Consider the following 17,263-nt stretch of genomic DNA (forward strand, 5'->3'; position numbering starts at 1 on the left):
GGCGTTGCCTGGCCGCGTGGTCGATCCGGCAGGCCGTCTTCATCCCGATAGACAGACACCGGCTGATGACGGGGACCTACGCGTATTAACTTGGTTGCGGGACGCGGCGACGCAGTGCAGTTGCGTCGCCGCTCCTGGCCAAGCTTATTCCACCACCACCGGAATCTTGCCGATGCGCGACTGCCACAAACGCGGCCCGGTCTTGTGCACCGACTCGCCGGTGGAATCCACAGCGACCGTGACCGGCATGTCCTTGACCTCGAATTCGTAGATCGCCTCCATGCCCAGATCTTCGAACGCCAGCACGCGCGCAGCCTTGATCGCCTTGGACACCAGATACGCCGAGCCGCCGACTGCCATCAGATACACAGCCTTGTTGTCGCGGATCGCATCGATCGCCGCATCGCCGCGCTCGGACTTGCCGACCATGCCGAGCAGGCCGGTTTGTTCCAGCATCTGGCGGGTGAACTTGTCCATGCGGGTGGCGGTGGTCGGGCCAGCCGGGCCCACCACTTCGTCGCGCACCGGGTCGACCGGGCCGACGTAATAGATGAAGCGGTTGGTGAAATCGACCGGCAAGGTTTCGCCCTTGTTGAGCATGTCGATCATGCGCTTGTGCGCAGCGTCGCGGCCGGTCAGCAGCTTGCCGTTGAGCAGCACCACTTCGCCGGGCTTGAAGCTGGCGACTTCCTCGCGGGTGATGGTGTCCAGATTCACCCGGCGCGCGTTGGTCGGGTTATAGGTGAGCTTGGGCCAGTCTTCCAGCGACGGCGGCTCCAGCATCACCGGGCCGCTGCCGTCCAGGGTGAAGTGCGCGTGGCGGGTGGCGGCGCAGTTGGGAATCAGCGCCACCGGCAGGTTGGCGGCGTGGGTCGGGTAATCCTTGACCTTGATGTCCAGCACCGTGGTCAGGCCGCCCAGGCCTTGCGCGCCGATGCCGAGCGCGTTGACCTTTTCGTACAGCTCCAGGCGCAGTTCTTCGGCGCGATTGGAGGCACCGCGCGCCTGCAGGTCGACGATGTCGATCGGCTCCATCAACGCTTCCTTGGCCAGCAGCATCGCTTTCTCGGCAGTGCCGCCGATGCCGATGCCGAGCATGCCCGGCGGGCACCAGCCGGCTCCCATGGTCGGCACGGTCTTGAGCACCCAGTCGACGATAGAATCGGACGGGTTGAGCATGGCGAACTTGCTCTTGGCTTCCGAACCGCCACCCTTGGCCGCGACGATCACCTCGACATGGTGACCGGGCACGATCTTGGTGTTGACCACCGCAGGCGTGTTGTCCTTGGTGTTCTGCCGCTTGCCGGCCGGGTCGGCCAGCACGCTGGCGCGCAGCTTGTTGTCGGGGTGGTTGTAGGCGCGGCGCACGCCTTCGTTGACCATGTCTTCCACACCCATGGTGGCGTCGTCCCAACGCACCTGCATGCCGATTTCCAGGAACACGGTGACGATGCCGGTGTCCTGGCAGATCGGGCGGTGGCCTTCGGCGCACATGCGCGAGTTGATCAGGATCTGCGCGATGGCGTCCTTGGCGGCCGGCGACTCTTCGCGCTCGTAAGCGGCGGACAGATTCTTGATGTAGTCGACCGGGTGGTAATAGCTGATGTACTGCAGCGCGTCGGCGACGGACTGGATGAGGTCTTCCTGCTTGATCGAGGTCACGGCTGGCTCTACGGCTGGCGGGGGCAATCCGGGCATTTTAGTCCAAACTTCCAGCGCGTCCTGCGGCCGCGTCAATGGCTGCGATTGACTAGGCCAAGGATTGCGTGGCGCCCGACCCAACGCCCGGGTGCCCTGCGATACACCGGCCGCATCGATTTGCGAGGGCGCAGTCAGCGACAGAGCAGCTATCGCGCGCCAATGCAGGGATGCGCACTGGCGCCTTCCAACACTTCACGCCTACGCAAAGCGCTGCACACTAGTGCGATGTCAGCATCCCGTTCCGGCGCCACCGCGCCCGCCGCACCCCGTACCGGCCCCACCCTGCGCGAGCGCTTGAATGCGCTGCGTAACCTGCCACCGTTTCTGCGCCAGATCTGGCAGACCAGCCGCTGGCTGAGCGCCAGCAGCATCGGCCTGCGCGTACTGCGCGCGTTGATGCCGGTGGCTTCGCTGTATATCGGCAAATTGATCATCGACGAGGCGATCCATCTGGTCGGTCAACCGCCGGCCTTCGATTCGCTGACCCAGGCACTGGGCAGCGGCCGCCTGAACCGGCTGCTGGAATTGCTGGCGCTGGAACTGGCGCTGGCAATCGGTTCGGACCTGCTCGGCCGGCTGGTCGGCTACGCCGATGCGCTGCTGTCGGAACTGTTCAACAACGCCGCCAGCGTGCGCCTGATGGAACACGCCGCGCAGCTGGATCTGGAGGACTTCGAAGATCCCGACCGCCAGGACAAGCTGGATCGTGCGCGGCGCCAGACCATGAACCGCATGAACCTGATGAGCCAGCTGTTTGGCCAGGTGCAGGACGCCATTACCGTGGTCAGCCTGGCGGTGGGCCTGGTGGTGTATGCACCGTGGTTGATCCTGCTGCTGGCGATCGCCCTGATCCCGGCGTTTATCGGCGAGGCGCATTTCAATGCGCTGGGCTACTCGCTCAACTTCCAGTGGACGCCGGAGCGGCGCCAGCTCGATTACCTGCGCCAGGTCGGCGCCAGCGTCGAGACCGCAAAAGAAGTCAAGATCCTCAACCTGCACCGCTTTTTGATCGCACGCTATCGCCGGCTGGCCGACAAGTTCTTCCAGGCCAATCGCGCATTGGCGCGCAAGCGTGCGTTGTGGGGCGCGCTGCTGGCTGCGCTGGGCACCTTGGGTTACTACATGGCCTATGGCTATATCGCATGGCGCACCGTGCGCGGCGATTTCAGCATCGGCGATCTGACCTTTCTGGCCGGCAGTTTCCTGCGGCTGCGCCAGTTGCTGGAAGGCCTGCTGATCGGGTTCTCGCAGGTCGCCGGGCAGGCCTTGTATCTGGACGATCTGTATTCGTTCTTCAACATCGTGCCGGAAATCCGCTCGCGCCCGAATGCGCTGCCGGTGCCGCGACCGATCCGCCAGGGCTTCGTGTTCGAGGATGTGGGTTTTCGCTATCCGGACGCCGAACAATGGACTGTGCGGCACCTGGATTTCGAGCTGCGGGCGGGCGAAGTGCTGGCCCTGGTCGGCGAAAACGGCGCCGGCAAGACCACCCTGGTCAAGCTGCTGGCACGGCTGTACGACCCGGACGAAGGCCGCATCCTGCTCGATGGGCAAGACCTGCGCGATTACGATCTGGACGATCTGCGCGCCAACCTGGGCGTGATCTTTCAGGACTTCGTGCGCTATCACTTAAGCGTTGGCGAGAACATCGGCGTTGGCCAGGTCGATGCCATGGGCGATGCACCGCGCATCCGCGCCGCCGCCCAGCGCGCGATGGCCGGCGAGCTCATCGACAGCCTGCCCGATGGCTACGATCAATTGATCGGCCGACGCTTCAAGAACAGCGTGGATCTGTCCGGCGGGCAATGGCAGAAGATCGCCATCGCACGCGCCTACATGCGCGATGCGCAGCTGATGATCCTGGACGAACCCACCGCCGCACTGGATGCACGCAGCGAGTTCGAGGTGTTCCAGCGTTTCAAGGAATTGTCGGACAATCGCACCGCGGTGCTGATCTCGCACCGCTTCTCCAGCGTGCGCATGGCCGACCGCATCCTGGTGCTGGCCGCTGGCCGCATCGAGGCCAACGGCACGCATGCGGAGTTGATGGCGCAGGGTGGCCGGTATGCGGAGTTGTTCGAGTTGCAGGCGGCGGGGTATCGGTGAGACCGGGATTCGGGATTGGGGATTGGCCTGAGCTGCCAGCCCGTCCACGAGCCCGAGAACGTCCAGGACCCAAGGATCCGATCTTGCGAATCACCAATCCCGACTCCCGAATCCCGGCCACCTAAATGAGAGTTCATCTCATTTGGCCGCCTTGAGGTAGAATTGGCAGGTACTCTTCCCACGACACTCACCGGCATGTCTTCTGCTTTTGGCGCCCAAACGGTGCTCGAGGTCCGTCACTGGACCGACGCCTATTTCAGCTTCACCACGACCCGCGATGCCGGTTTCCGTTTCGAGAACGGTCAGTTCGTGATGATCGGCCTGGAAACCGAGACGCGCCCGTTGCTGCGTGCGTACTCGATCGCCAGCGCCAACTGGGAAGAGCATCTGGAGTTCTTCAGCATCAAGGTGCCGGACGGCCCGCTCACCTCGCGGCTGCAGCACATCAAACCGGGCGATCAGGTACTGGTCGGCAAGAAGCCCACCGGCACGCTGCTGATCAGCGATCTGCACCCGGGCCGCAACCTGTACCTGCTGGGCACCGGCACCGGCCTGGCGCCGTGGTTGTCGGTAATCAAGGATCCAGAAACCTACGAACGCTTTGACAAGGTGATCCTGACCCAGGGCGTGCGCTTCGTGCAGGATCTGGCCTATCGCGACTACTTCGAGCGCGAGCTGCCGCAGCATGAGTTTCTCGGCGACCTCCTGCGCGACAAGTTGCTGTATTACCCGGCGGTGACGCGCGAAGACTTCGCCAACCGGGGCCGCCTGACCGAGCTGATGGAAGACGGCCGCATGCAGCAGACGCTGGGCTTGCCGCCGCTGGATCCGGCCAACGACCGCTTCATGATCTGCGGCAGCCCGCAGATGCTGGCCGACCTGCGCAACGTGCTGGATGGGCGCGGCTTCGAAACCTCGCCACGCATCGGCACGCCGGGGCATTACGTCTTCGAGCGCGCGTTCGTCGAGAAGTGATGCGGCGCGCGTGAAACGCCAGCGATGGTGCGGCGTTTTACGTAGACCGCATCGCCAGCGCGCGTGCGTCGTAGGAGCGCCCCTGGGCACGATGAAGCATTCCCGGTAACGCCTCATCGCGCCCAAGGGCGCTCCTACGTTTGAGCAACACGCCCTGCAAAATCACGTGCCCAGCGCGCGCTCGATATCTGCAGCCAACGCTTCCGGCTTGGTGGTCGGCGCATAACGCTCCAACACGCGGCCATCCCGGCCGATTAGGAACTTGGTGAAATTCCACTTGATCGCCTCCGAGCCCAGGACGCCGCGCTGTTCGTGCTTGAGGTGCTGCCACAGCGGATGCGCGCCGCTGCCATTGACCTCGATCTTCTCAGCCAGCGGAAAGTCCACTGCGTAATCGAGCGAGCAGAACTGGCGGATCTGCGCCGCATCGCCCGGCTCCTGATGGCCGAACTGATCGCACGGGAATCCGATCACCACCAAGCCACGTTCGCGATAGCGCTGCCAAAGCGCCTGCAGGCCTGCGTATTGCGGCGTAAAGCCGCATTTCGAAGCGACATTGACCACCAGCAGCACCTTGCCGGCATAGTCGCGCATCGACTGCGTGCGACCGTCCAGGTCGGTGAATTCAAACGCGGAGATGTCGCTCATGGCGTGCTCGGATGCTCAGGGAAACTGCAGCGTAGCCCAGCTGTCGACATTGCGGCACTGCATCCGCACTGCGCGTGCTCAGCACGCGCGCGCCAGCAGAAAGACGCGACAGATCGACGCTCTGTTGGGGCCATCCCCACATTTCATCCAATGTCTCCGAATCATTGTTGGCGCCGCAGGTGAAACGCCAGGCGGCCCCACAAAACGAACGAGACCCAAGCGAGCAATCATTGGACCAGCCCAGATGGCGCACCTCGCCGCAGCGTTTGACTACGGCATTTCACGGTAACGCAGCGTCTTGTGAGTCGCGGTCCAGCGGCGCCAGCTAACGGCAGAGCCCGCGTGCACTGCCGCCGACCAGCTGGTCGAGCTCGGCCTCGTCCACAGGCGACGTTCGCGGATTGGCTACACGATGACACTATAGCCATGCCTTTTGTCACACGCCTGTCCCGGCCGGCTGGGTTAGCCTCGGCTGTTCGCACTTTGGAGCCACTCTCTTGACCACCCGTCTCGCCTTTGCCCTGGCCGCTTCCCTGGGACTTGCCATGCCGTCCTACAGCATCGCCGCACCTGCCGCCACGCAGGCCGCCACCCAAGCCAACCCGTTCTTCGCCGACAGCACGCTGCCGCTGCATTACCCGCAGTTCGACAAGATCACCGACAGCGATTTTGCTCCCGCCTTCGACGCCGGCATGACCGAGCAGTTGAAGGAAGTGGAAAAGATCGCCAACCAGAAAGCCAAGCCGAGCTTCGACAACACCATCATTGCGCTGGAAAAAAGCGGCGCCACGCTCGATCGCGCCACCACGGTGTTCTTCAACCTGGTCGGTGCCGACACCAACGATGCGCGCAAGAAACTGCAGGCCGATTATTCGGCGAAATTTGCCGCGCACCGCGACGCGATCTCGCTCAATAGCAAGCTGTTTGCGCGCATCCAGACCTTGTACGACCAACGCAGCAAACTGGGCCTGGACGCGCAAGGCCTGCGCCTGGTCGAGAAGTACCACAGCGACTTCGTGCGCGATGGCGCCAAGCTCTCCGATGCCGACAAGACCACGCTCAAGGCGATGAATGCCGAGCTGGCCAACCTGGGCACCACCTTCAGCCAGAACGTGCTGGCCGAAGTGAATGCCGCCGCCGTTGTCGTCGATGACGTCAAGCAGCTCGATGGCCTGTCTGAAGAACAGATCGCCGCCGCTGCCGAAGCGGCGAAGGCGCGCAAGCTCGACGGCAAATACGTGATCGCGCTGCTCAACACCACCGGCCAGCCGCCGCTGACCCAGCTGAAGAATCGCGAACTGCGCAAGAAGATCTACGACGCCTCGGTGTCGCGTGGCAGCCACGGCGGCCAGTACGACAACACCGCGCTGGTCGCACGCATCATGAAGCTGCGCGCAGACAAGGCCAAGCTGCTCGGCTTCCCCACCTACGCCGCCTATTCGCTGGAAAACCAGACCGCCAAGACCCCCGAGGCGGTCAACGCAATGCTGGGCAAACTGGCGCCGGCCGCAGTGGCCAACGCAAAGCGCGAAGCGGCCGATCTGCAGGCGATGATCGACAAGGAACAAAAGGCCGCGCGCAAGCCCACCTTCAAGCTCGAAGCCTGGGATTGGGCCTACTACAGCGAGAAGGTGCGCCAGGCCAAGTACAACTTCGACGAGTCGCAGCTCAAGCCGTATTTCGAGCTGAAGAACGTGCTGGAAAACGGCGTGTTCTATGCGGCCAATCAGGAATACGGCCTGACCTTCAAGCAGCGCACCGACCTGCCGACCTACCGCGACGACATCACCGTCTACGACGTGTTCGATGCCGACGGCAAGCAGCTGGCGATCTTCATCGCCGACATGTACGCACGCGAATCCAAGCGCGGCGGCGCGTGGATGAACTCGTATGTATCGCAATCGGATCTGACCGGTTTCAAGCCGGTGGTGGCCAATCACCTCAATATTCCCAAGCCGCCGGCCGGCCAGCCCACGTTGCTGACCTGGGACGAAGTGACCACCATGTTCCATGAGTTCGGCCATGCGCTGCACGGCATGTTCTCTGACGTCAAATACCCGTATTTCTCCGGCACCAGCGTGCCGCGCGACTTCGTCGAGTTCCCCTCGCAGGTCAACGAGATGTGGGCCGACGAGCCGTCCATCCTGAAGAACTACGCCAAGCATTATCAGAATGGCACGCCGATGCCGCAGGCATTGCTGGACAAGGTGATTGCGGCCTCCAAGTTCAACCAGGGCTTTGCTACCACCGAGTATCTGGGTGCGGCGATGCTGGATCAGAACTGGCACCAACTCAGCGCCAACCAGGTGCCCGACGCAGCCGGCGTGATGGCCTTCGAAGCCAAGGCCCTGCAGCAGGACGGCATTGCCTACGCGCCGGTGCCGCCGCGCTACAAGACGCCGTATTTCAGCCACATCATGGGCGGCTATGCGGCCGGCTATTACGCCTACATCTGGTCCGAAGTGCTGGACGCAAACACCCAGCAGTGGTTCAAGCAGCATGGCGGGTTGAGCCGCGCCAATGGCGATCGTTTCCGCCAGACCCTGCTCTCGCGCGGTGGCAGCGTGGATGCGATGGAGCTGTTCCAGAACTTTGCCGGGCATGCGCCGCAGATCGAGCCCCTGCTCGAAAAGCGCGGCCTGAGCGCGCAAGGCGGCGATGGTGCAACGCCGGAAGCACCACAGTCCAAGCCGTAATCGGGACCTGCGGGAAATAAAAACGCCGCCCGGAGCGATCCGGGCGGCGTTTTTCATGCGTGCGGTGGCGCGTCCTGCGGCAAGCCAGACGCCTGTCGTTCAGAGCTCGACAGCATCCACACCTTCCAACAGTTTCCTCAGCAGTTTTTCCAGACGCACCTGCTCTGCCTCGCTCATGCAGGCAGTTTCTGCATTCAACAGCGTGCAGGCGTCGGGAAGCAGACTGTTGATCAAGGCCAGGCCTGCCGGCTGCAACGTCAGCACGATCTTGCGCCGATCGTCGGGGCTGCTGCCACGCGCGATCAAGCCCTTTTCGCAGAGCTGATCGGTGAGCCGGGTGATGTTGGCCGGCTTCTCGCTGGCCGCTTCGGCCACTTCGGTAGGCGTGATCGCCTGCTCCGGCGTGCCGTAGAGCATCATCAGAATTTCGTATTCCGGTGGACTGATCCCATACGGCTTGAGCGTTATACAGCCCTGCGTATGCAGCCGCTTGTAGAGATGCTTGATCAACCTCACCAGGACAGCCGGCTCCCGTGGGAACGCCGGGTAACGCACGCAGGTGTGGTCCACGCGACTTGCGGTTGGATCGAAACTACTCATATCACCCGTTTGATTACATTACTGAATGGCCAAGCCATTCAATCACATCATCTGCGGGGTGACATCTCAGCGAGCGAAGAGATGTGCATATTCCGGCGCGACCCAGGCCAACAATGTGGAGGCAGCGACATCGGCGGTCTGCGTGCCATCCGAATACGGCCCCACCTGATACGGCGGAAACACGAACCGTAGCGCAGTGATCTGCCCTGCCGGGTTCAGCACCGGAACGAACTGGGCAAAGTTGTCGACCTGCGCCGCGGTGCCTTCGGCAATCATGCGATCGGCCGAGGCCACCTGTTCGGCCTGCTCCTCGACCGGTACGCGATCGGCTTCCACGCGCTGGGCGGCGGCGTTGTGCAACTGCGCGGCGACCTCGCGTGCGATCTTTTCCCAGCCCGCCGGGTCGGGAATCAGCGCCTGCGCCGTCAGTTGCTTGCGCTCCTTGACCAACCAGACGAAGCGCGCCACCAGCGGCTCGCCATGCGCGCCGCCGGTGTAGCGGCTGCCATCGGCAGACACCACGATCAGATCGGCAGTCTGCAGCACTGTCTCGAACGCCAGCGACAGTTCATAGGGTGCAGCCGGTTTGTCGTTACCAAGACCAGAGACGGCTTCCATCAATTCGGCGCGCGCGTCCTGCGAATAGCTGCGGATCAGCGCGGCCAGTTCCGGGTACGCATCCAGCCCACGTGGATAGCTGATGCCGACCATATAGGCAGGCGCATGCTCGATCACATCTTCCAATGGGCCGCTCTGGACGACGACGGGCTCCGGAGGCGGCACCGCTTGCGCTGTTGCGTCCGCTGCCGGCTCCGTCGTTTCTGCCGTTGTAGGTGCGCGCTGTGTACACCCCGCCAGCAGAGCCAGCATCAGCACGCCCCGCATTCCATTCACTGCAAACAACCGCCCCATCCCACCTGCCCCTCATCGAAGTCACGCTGCAAAGACACGTTGCCGGCAATCAGGCCAGCAGATCCTGAAACTGTTGATGCCGACGTACATACGCCTCGGCGTAGCTGCACTCGGGTACGACCTTCCACCCCGCCTGGCGCGCGTAATGCAAAGCGGCCTCGACTAGCACGGCAGCGATGCCGCGCCCACCGATCGCCTCCGGCACATGCGTATGCGTGATGGTCATGCGCTCGCCCTCAAGACGGTAGGCCAGTTCGGCGCGTTGTCCATCGGTGTCTACGCTGAAGCGTTGCTGGGTCGGATCGTGTTCTGCCTGCACTGTCGCGGCCTCCATCATGGTCTGCGTCTGGCAGTGAATGTGGCGATGAGTGTGACCAGCGCGGCGCCGCGCCTGCGTGAAAATGAATCGATGCTGTGACACGTAGCGCAGCGCGTCGAAGGCGCACTTAAGTTCGTTCGCGTAGCGCCGATAGCTGAGCCGAAGGCATTCGCTGCGCATGGCCGGCTGGCACGGGCTGCCGGCCATCTGCCGACGTCTTCGCCTTACCTACGAGGAGTCACCGCATGAACAACGATTCGGCAGGACACAGCACAGACAGCGATAGCTCGTTGCTTGAGGGCCTGTTCCAGTTCGCCATCAACGGCGATACCCACAACCCGGACTTCGCGCAGCTCAACGATACGGTGTACGAGCGCTTGCAGCAGGCCTACGGCAGCACTGCCGTTGCCGACCAGGAACGCAACGCGGCCTGAGCCAAGCGTCGCGTTACCCGCCAGGGCCAATCGCATCGATGGCCCTGGCCGGTTGCCTCAGGCAACCCAGCCATCACGATTTCCGATCACCTCCGCGCGGCCTGACGGCCACGCTGTCCTTCGGCAAACCTTGCTAAACCGACGCGCTTAACCGAAGCGCGGATTGGACAGCTGCTCCAGAAACACCTGCCACACCCGCGGCTCCATGATCAGCATGAACATCACACCGAAGGCCGCACCGGCCAGATGCGCGCTGTGGTTGATACGATCGCCGCCACGGCGGTCCATCCACAGGCTGTAGCCCACGTAGAACACCGCATAGATGATCGCCGGCGCCGGAATGAACAGCACCAGGATGATCGTCCACGGCTTGAGCAGGATGAAGGCGAACAACACCGCCGACACCGCGCCGGAAGCGCCCAGGCTGAGGTAATTGGGGTTCTTCTGATTCTTCAGATAGCTGGGCAGGATCGACACCACCAGCGCGCTCAGATAGAACAACGGATAGGTCAGCACGCTGCCGCTCAGCCGCGTCATCACGTCTTCGATGTACCGGCCGAAGAAGAACAGCGTGATCATGTTGAAGACCAGATGGCCCAGGTCGGCATGGATGAAGCCGTAGGTCACCAGGCGGTCGTATTGCTTTTGCTTGTCCAGCGCCGGCGGCCACAGCACCAGCCGGTCGGCCAGCTTGCGGTTGTTGAACGCCATCCACGAGACGATGCCGGTGATGGCGATCAGGATCAGGGTAATCATGCGGACCTCAGGCAGAACGGTAATTGTCGACCATGCGATACCGGCGTGCGTACAGGCCGAAGGCCAGTGCCGCCAGAAACGCGAAGGCCGCGAAGAAGAACATCAGAAATGCCGCTTCGCTGAGCCCAGTATCGGCGATATGCGCGGTCACCGTCTCGTTGCGCACCGCCACGTTCGACAACAGCACCCAGAGATTGCCCACCGTGGTGGTCAGGTACCAGAAGCTCATCACCACGCCCTTCATCGACGGCGGCGCCTGGCTATAAGCGAATTCGATACCGGTGGCCGACACCAGCACCTCGCCAAAAGTCAGCAGCGCGTACGGCAGAATCTGCCAGGCGATATGCATCGGCTCGCCACCATCCATGCCGATCTGGATGGCGCCGACCGCGATCCAGGCCAGGCCGCTGAAGGCGATGCCGCAGGTCATGCGCCGCAGCGCTGTCGGCTCCCAGCCGCCACGGCGCAATAGCGGATACAACACCAGATTGTTGAACGGAATCAGCAGCATCACCAGCAGCGGATTGAGCGCCTGCATCTGCGAGGCGGTGAACCAGGCCGGCATCGTCATCTCGCGTCCCTGCAGCACCCAGGTCGAGGCCTTCTGGTCGAACAGCGAGAAGAACGGCGTCACCAGCGCGAAGATCACCAGCACCCGCAGCAACGCACGCACGCCTTCGACCGCGGTATCGGGATGGATACCGCGTGCACGCTCCAGCTGCCACCAGGTGCCGCCACCGATGCCCGCCAGCAGCAACACCAGCGCCATGCACAGGCAGATGACGATGCCGAGCTGTTCGACCAGCGCGAAGCAGGCCAGCGCCAGCAGTACCGACACCACTGCCAGCATCAGGCCGGGACGGCCCTGCCCCGGCGCATGCGCCAGCAAAGCGGTGCGCATCACCGCACCGAAGCCATGCGGATCCTTCGGTGGCAGCGGCACCCGCACGTAACGCTTGCGGCCCAGCCAGAACACCAGCGTGGCCACGAACATCAGTATGCCGGGAATGCCGAACGCCCACGCCGGGCCCAGATGTTTCAGCGCCAGCGGAATCAACAACGAAGCGAACAACGAGCCGAAGTTGATGATCCAGTAAAAGGCGTCGAAGACCACCTTGGCCCGGTGCTTGTTGGACTGGTCGAACTGGTCGCCCATGAACGAGGCCACCAGCGGCTTGATGCCGCCCGCACCCAATGCGATCAGCCCCAGCCCGACGAAAAATCCGTTGCGGCTGCCTTCGAACAGCGCCAGGCACGCATGGCCGGCGCAGTACACCAGGCTGAACCACACAATGGTGTTGTATTTGCCGAAGAAGCGATCGGCCAACCAGCCACCGAGCAGCGGAAAGAAAAACACCCCGATCATGAAGCTGTGCAGGATGTGCTTGGCCTCGGCCTCACGGCCGGGCCCGCCAACTTCCTGCAACAGCAGCGAGGTGATCAGGAACTGCACCAGGATGTTGCGCATCCCGTAGAAGCTGAAACGCTCGCAGGCCTCGTTGCCGATGATGAAAGGAATCTGGCGCGGCAGCCGCGCCCCGGCAGTAGAGCCCGGCAAGGTGGTAGTGGTCAAAGGCAGTCCGGTCGAGCAGAAAACACGCGCTATCGTACCGGCGGCTGCGGGTTGGCCGCCATCGCGACCATTGGATAAGGCATCGGTGTAGGACGTTGCATGCGTCGACCCCGCTGCGGCCGTTGCTACGGTCGTGGCTCGGTTCGGAAAGTCGTCCGGCCAGGCGCATGCTGAAAAACACGTATCGAAACCCCGCCGCCAAGCCGATCACGCACAAGTCATGACGCAGTGCAGATTGGCCTGCTGCGCCGGCTCGGCTACATTGCAAACGTTTTCCTGGAACACTGGACCGCTGGATGCCCCGCTTCACCCGCCTGGCCCTGAGCCTGTTGCTGCTGACCACCGCCCCCGCCGCACTGGCCGCCGAACCGCTGACCACCCAGGCCGAGCGCAGCGGCTTTGCGCAAACCGGACGCTACGATGAAGTCATCGCACTGTGCGATGCCTTCGCCCAGCGCTACCCGCAGGCGGTGCGCTGCATCGAGTTCGGCACCACCCCGGAAGGCCGGCTGATGAAGGCGCTGATCGTCTCCACCAGCGGCGCGCTGGATGCGGCCAGTGCCGCGCAGCGCAAGTTGCCGGTGGTGCTGGTGCAAGGCGGCATCCATGCTGGAGAGATCGACGGCAAAGATGCGGGCTTTCTGGCACTGCGCGAATTGCTGGACGGCAAAACCGGCAAAGGCGTGCTCGACAAACTGGTCTGGGTATTCGTGCCGGTGTTCAACGTCGACGGACACGAACGCTTCGGCGCCTGGAACCGCCCCAATCAACGCGGCCCCGAACAGATGGGCTGGCGCACCACCGCGCAGAACCTCAATCTCAATCGCGACTACCTCAAGGCCGACGCGCCCGAAATGCAGGCGATGCTGCGGCTGGTGCAGCAGTGGGATCCGTTGATGTATGTGGACCTGCATGTCACCGATGGCGCCAAGTTCGAACACGATGTCTCGGTGCAGGTGGAGCCGGTGCATGCCGGCGATGCCATGCTGCAACGCGACGGTACGCGCTGGCGCGATGCGGTGATTGCCGATCTGGCCAAACAGGGCTCGCTGCCGCTGCCGTATTACCCCTCGTTCGTGCACGAAGACGACCCGACCTCCGGCTTTGCCGACGACGTGTCGCCGCCGCGTTTTTCGCATGGCTATTTCCTACTGCGCAACCGCTTCGGCATGCTGGTGGAAACGCATTCGTGGAAGACCTACCCGGTGCGTGTGCGCGTCACCCGCAACGCGATCGTGTCAGTGCTGCAGCAGACCGCGCGCAACGGTGCGAAGTGGCGCGCCGATGCGCTGGCGGCCGATCAGCGTGCCACCAAACTGGCTGGCGAAATGGAGCCGTTGAGCTTCGCTGCCGGCCCGGCCGCACGCACTGTTGCCTTCCGCGGCTACGCCTACACGCGCACGCCTTCGCCGATTTCCGGCGCGTTGATGACGCGCTACGACGAGACCAAACCGCAGATCTGGAAGGTGCCGTTACGCGATCAGATCACCCCCGACGTGGTGATCGATGCGCCACGCGGCGGCTATCTGGTGCCTGCCGCGCAGGCCGCGCTGGTGGCGGAAAAACTACGCCTGCACGGCATCGCCTTCGACACCATCGCCACTGCAGGCGCGTATCCGGTGCAGAGCTTCCGGGCCGACAAGGCAACGTTTGCCGCACGCTCCAATGAAGGCCATCAGAACCTGGAGATCACCGGGCAGTGGCGCGATGAAACCCGCAGCGTACCGGCCGGCTCGTTGTTCGTCCCGATCGCCCAGGCCAGGTCGCGCCTGGTGATGGCGATGCTGGAACCGCAGGCGCCAGATTCGCTGCTGCAGTGGGGTTTGTTCAACACCGCATTCGAGCGCAAGGAATACATGGAGGACTACGTCGCCGAGGATGTCGCCCGCGACATGCTCGAACGCGACCCGGCAGTGAAGGCGCAATTCGAACAACGCCTGGCCAGCGATGCCGCCTTCGCCGCCGACCCGAAGGCAAGGCTGGAATTCTTCGCCCGCCTGCATTCCTCCTGGGACGAGCGCTATCGCTTGTATCCGGTGTTGCGCACGGCACAGACGCAGTTCTGATACCGCGCTCGATTACGGCAACCCCCTGACTCGGCGCGCACGCGCGCCATTCGAACTTGGGCACTGCGGTGCCCTCCCCTGATTGCAACCGCACCACAAGGACCACCACGTGCCACACCCCGATATGAAAACGTTTACACGCGCCACGCCGCGCCGTCTCGCGCTCGCCATTGCACTCGGCATGAGCGTCGCGTTTGCCGCCCCGCTCAGCGCACAACCCGCCGCTGCAGCGCAGCCGTGGATGGACACCGCGTTGACTGCGGACCAGCGCGCCGACCGCCTGCTGGCGCAGATGAGCGAAGACGAAAAATTCCAGATGCTGCGCAGCTACTTCGGCCTGGGCACCGACAAGATTCCCAAGCCCGAAGGCGCGCTGGGCTCGGCCGGCTACGTGCCCGGCATCCCGCGCCTGGGCATCCCGGCGCAGCAGCTGGCCGACGCTGGCGTGGGCGTGACCAATCCGGGCGGCATTCGCAAGGGCGACTTCGCCACTGCGATGCCATCCGGCCCGTCCACGGCATCGAGCTGGAATCCGCAGCTGGCCTATGCCGGCGGCAAGACCATGGGCCGCGAATCCTGGCAGCAAGGCTTCAATGTCTTGCTGGCCGGCAGCGTCAACCTGCAGCGCGACCCGCGCAACGGGCGCAATTTCGAATATGCCGGCGAAGACCCGCTGCTGGCCGGCACCATGGTCGGCGAATCGATTCGCGGCGTGCAGAGCGAGCACGTGCTGTCGACGATGAAGCACTTCGCGCTCAACGATATGGAAACGCGGCGCAACTTCCATAGCGCCGAGATCGGCGAGCAGGCGATGCACGAATCGGACCTGCTGGCGTTCGAGATCGCATTGAAGATCGGCGACCCCGCATCGGTGATGTGCTCCTACAACAAGATCAACGGTATCTACGGCTGCGAGCACGATTACCTGCTCAACCAGGTGCTCAAGCAGGAATGGAAATACCCCGGCTACGTGATGTCCGATTGGGGCGGCGTGCACAGCGGCTCCAAGGCGGCGTTGGCCGGGCTGGATCAGCAATCGGCCGGCGAAGTATTCGATGCGGCAGTGTTCTTCGATGCCCCGTTGCGCATGGCGGTGTCGGCCGGCGTGGTGCCGCGCGCGCGCTTCGACGATATGGTCAAGCGCGTGCTGCGCAGCCTGTTCGCGCATGGCGCGTTCGATCACCCAACCCAGCGCCAGCCGATCGATGGCAAGGCCGGGCTGCTGGCCGCGCAACATGTCGCCGAAGAAGGCAGCGTGCTGCTGCGTAACGAGCAGGCGACCCTGCCGTTGTCCAAGGATGTGCGCCGCATCGCGGTGATCGGTGGGTACGCCGACAAGGGCGTGATGTCCGGCGGCGGTTCCTCGCGGGTGGACTACACCATCAACGGCGGCAACGCGGTGCCCGGCCTCACCCCGACCACCTGGCCCGGCCCGGTGATCATCCATCCGTCCTCGCCGTTGCAGGCGCTGCGCGCCGCATTGCCGAATGTGCAGATCGATTATGTCGACGGCAAGGACCGCGCTGCCGCAGCACGCGCGGCCAAGGCCGCCGATGTGGCCATCGTGTTCGCCACCCAATGGGCAGCCGAATCGGTGGACCTGCCGGACATGCAACTGCCCGACAACCAGGACGCACTGATCGAAGCGGTGGCCAAGGCCAACCCCAAGACCACCGTGGTGCTGGAAACCAACGGCCCGGTGCGCATGCCGTGGGCCGAACGCGTGCCGGCGGTGTTGCAGGCGTGGTATCCGGGTATCGGCGGAGGCGAGGCGATCGCCAACCTGCTGACAGGCGCCGTCAATCCGTCCGGCCATCTGCCGGTGACCTGGCCGGTGGACGAATCGCAGCTGCCGCGCCCGTCGATTCCGGGCCTGGGCTTCAAGCCGGCCAAGCCGGGCGAAGACAGCATCGACTACGCCATCGAAGGTGCCAATGTCGGCTACAAGTGGTTCGCCGCGCGCAAGCTGACCCCGCGTTACCCGTTCGGCCACGGCCTGTCGTACACCCAGTTCCGCATGGGCGAGCTGCGCGTGGAGGCCAACGGCAGCAAGCTCACGGCGACCTTCGAAGTGGAAAACATCGGCCCGCGCGAAGGCGCCGCCGTGCCGCAGCTCTACGTCACCTTGCCCGACGGCCACGCCACCCCACTGCGCCTGATCGGCTGGCAGAAGCTCACGCTCAAGCCTGGCGAAAAGCGCAACGTGCAGGTGATCGCTGAACCCAAGACGCTGGCCGACTTCGATGCCAAGGCACGTCACTGGAACATCGCGGCCGGCACCTACCGCGTGCAGTTGGCGCGTTCGGCAAGCGAACCGGTGCAGAGTGCGGAGGTCACGTTGCAGGCGGCGCAACTGCCGTAATCCGGCGTCGCGGCGGGCGTGCATTGCGCGCGTCCGCCACGCCGTCTTCTCACGTCGCCGGCAGGCGCCAGCGATCAGGAAAAAATTGTGCGAGATGCGTTGACAGCTTCATGCG

General features: G+C 63.8%; 13 protein-coding genes. 6 read left to right on the top strand and 7 right to left on the bottom strand.

Translation table 11 applies throughout. The annotated features are described in order from the left end of the window. Nucleotides 1–144: 144 nt before the first annotated feature. Nucleotides 145–1,662, bottom strand: coding sequence for a fumarate hydratase (locus AC1PLU_RS14765; RefSeq protein WP_481106607.1), 1,518 nt, complete (start codon nt 1,660–1,662; stop codon nt 145–147). Nucleotides 1,663–1,926: 264 nt separating this feature from the next. Between AC1PLU_RS14765 and AC1PLU_RS14770 the strand changes: the two genes are divergently transcribed. Together AC1PLU_RS14770 and AC1PLU_RS14775 are read left to right on the top strand one after the other, a co-directional pair. Continuing rightward, a complete protein-coding gene (locus AC1PLU_RS14770; RefSeq protein WP_481094415.1) occupies nt 1,927–3,807 on the top strand; it encodes an ABC transporter ATP-binding protein in 1,881 nt (626 codons plus the stop codon). Between the two features lie 195 nt (nt 3,808–4,002). Further along, entirely contained in the window at nt 4,003–4,782 is a 780-nt protein-coding gene (locus tag AC1PLU_RS14775; protein ID WP_481106608.1) for a ferredoxin--NADP reductase, read from the top strand. Between the two features lie 162 nt (nt 4,783–4,944). On the opposite strand, the gene AC1PLU_RS14780 is transcribed toward AC1PLU_RS14775, so the two are convergent. Continuing rightward, nucleotides 4,945–5,430 carry a glutathione peroxidase gene (locus AC1PLU_RS14780; RefSeq protein ID WP_481106609.1) on the bottom strand — a complete coding sequence of 162 codons (486 nt, stop codon included), beginning with the start codon at nt 5,428–5,430 and terminating at the stop codon, nt 4,945–4,947. Nucleotides 5,431–5,927: 497 nt separating this feature from the next. On the opposite strand from AC1PLU_RS14780, the gene AC1PLU_RS14785 reads away from it, so the two are divergent. Next, entirely contained in the window at nt 5,928–8,126 is a 2,199-nt protein-coding gene (locus AC1PLU_RS14785) for a M3 family metallopeptidase (RefSeq protein WP_481106610.1), read from the top strand. Nucleotides 8,127–8,225: 99 nt separating this feature from the next. Here AC1PLU_RS14785 and AC1PLU_RS14790 read toward each other — a convergent pair whose 3' ends face one another. From AC1PLU_RS14790 to AC1PLU_RS14800, 3 genes are all read right to left on the bottom strand, one after another. Further along, nucleotides 8,226–8,726: a MarR family winged helix-turn-helix transcriptional regulator gene (locus AC1PLU_RS14790; RefSeq protein WP_115038071.1), complete on the bottom strand. Its 501-nt coding sequence runs from the start codon at nt 8,724–8,726 to the stop codon at nt 8,226–8,228. Between the two features lie 66 nt (nt 8,727–8,792). Beyond that, nucleotides 8,793–9,638, bottom strand: a complete 846-nt coding sequence (locus AC1PLU_RS14795) for a DUF3298 and DUF4163 domain-containing protein (protein ID WP_481106611.1) — start codon at nt 9,636–9,638, stop codon at nt 8,793–8,795. Between the two features lie 49 nt (nt 9,639–9,687). Then, the gene (locus AC1PLU_RS14800) at nt 9,688–9,975 is read right to left on the bottom strand and encodes a GNAT family N-acetyltransferase (RefSeq protein WP_115038067.1); all 288 of its coding nucleotides are present in this window, start codon (nt 9,973–9,975) and stop codon (nt 9,688–9,690) included. A gap of 227 nt (nt 9,976–10,202) precedes the next feature. Here AC1PLU_RS14800 and AC1PLU_RS14805 point away from each other — a divergent pair, with 227 nt between their 5' ends. Further along, entirely contained in the window at nt 10,203–10,391 is a 189-nt protein-coding gene (locus AC1PLU_RS14805) for a hypothetical protein (protein WP_006450869.1), read from the top strand. Nucleotides 10,392–10,538: 147 nt separating this feature from the next. Here the strand turns inward: AC1PLU_RS14805 and AC1PLU_RS14810 are convergent, their stop codons facing one another. After that, nucleotides 10,539–11,147 (bottom strand): rhomboid family intramembrane serine protease, encoded by a 609-nt coding sequence (locus AC1PLU_RS14810; RefSeq protein ID WP_006450868.1) that lies wholly within the window; start codon nt 11,145–11,147, stop codon nt 10,539–10,541. A gap of 7 nt (nt 11,148–11,154) precedes the next feature. Further along, nucleotides 11,155–12,720 (bottom strand): POT-type proton-dependent oligopeptide transporter, encoded by a 1,566-nt coding sequence (locus tag AC1PLU_RS14815; RefSeq protein ID WP_481094411.1) that lies wholly within the window; start codon nt 12,718–12,720, stop codon nt 11,155–11,157. Between the two features lie 296 nt (nt 12,721–13,016). Here AC1PLU_RS14815 and AC1PLU_RS14820 point away from each other — a divergent pair, with 296 nt between their 5' ends. After that, complete coding sequence (locus AC1PLU_RS14820; protein ID WP_481094410.1) at nt 13,017–14,786, top strand: M14 family metallopeptidase; 1,770 nt, start codon at nt 13,017–13,019, stop codon at nt 14,784–14,786. A 181-nt stretch (nt 14,787–14,967) separates the two neighbouring features. Next, nucleotides 14,968–17,148 (top strand): beta-glucosidase family protein, encoded by a 2,181-nt coding sequence (locus AC1PLU_RS14825; protein WP_481094517.1) that lies wholly within the window; start codon nt 14,968–14,970, stop codon nt 17,146–17,148. Nucleotides 17,149–17,263: the final 115 nt, after the last annotated feature.

The organism is Xanthomonas sp. NCPPB 2933 (assembly GCF_056725225.1).

Excerpts from the sequence above, each read along its gene's own strand:
- AC1PLU_RS14770 (WP_481094415.1), top strand. The coding sequence starts at position 1,927 with ATGTCAGCATCCCGTTCCGGCGCCACCGCGCCCGCCGCACCCCGTACC.
- AC1PLU_RS14775 (WP_481106608.1), top strand. The coding sequence starts at position 4,003 with ATGTCTTCTGCTTTTGGCGCCCAAACGGTGCTCGAGGTCCGTCACTGG.
- AC1PLU_RS14780 (WP_481106609.1), bottom strand. The coding sequence starts at position 5,430 with ATGAGCGACATCTCCGCGTTTGAATTCACCGACCTGGACGGTCGCACG.
- AC1PLU_RS14790 (WP_115038071.1), bottom strand. The coding sequence starts at position 8,726 with ATGAGTAGTTTCGATCCAACCGCAAGTCGCGTGGACCACACCTGCGTG.
- AC1PLU_RS14795 (WP_481106611.1), bottom strand. The coding sequence starts at position 9,638 with ATGGGGCGGTTGTTTGCAGTGAATGGAATGCGGGGCGTGCTGATGCTG.
- AC1PLU_RS14800 (WP_115038067.1), bottom strand. The coding sequence starts at position 9,975 with ATGATGGAGGCCGCGACAGTGCAGGCAGAACACGATCCGACCCAGCAA.
- AC1PLU_RS14805 (WP_006450869.1), top strand. The coding sequence starts at position 10,203 with ATGAACAACGATTCGGCAGGACACAGCACAGACAGCGATAGCTCGTTG.
- AC1PLU_RS14810 (WP_006450868.1), bottom strand. The coding sequence starts at position 11,147 with ATGATTACCCTGATCCTGATCGCCATCACCGGCATCGTCTCGTGGATG.
- AC1PLU_RS14820 (WP_481094410.1), top strand. The coding sequence starts at position 13,017 with ATGCCCCGCTTCACCCGCCTGGCCCTGAGCCTGTTGCTGCTGACCACC.
- AC1PLU_RS14825 (WP_481094517.1), top strand. The coding sequence starts at position 14,968 with ATGAGCGTCGCGTTTGCCGCCCCGCTCAGCGCACAACCCGCCGCTGCA.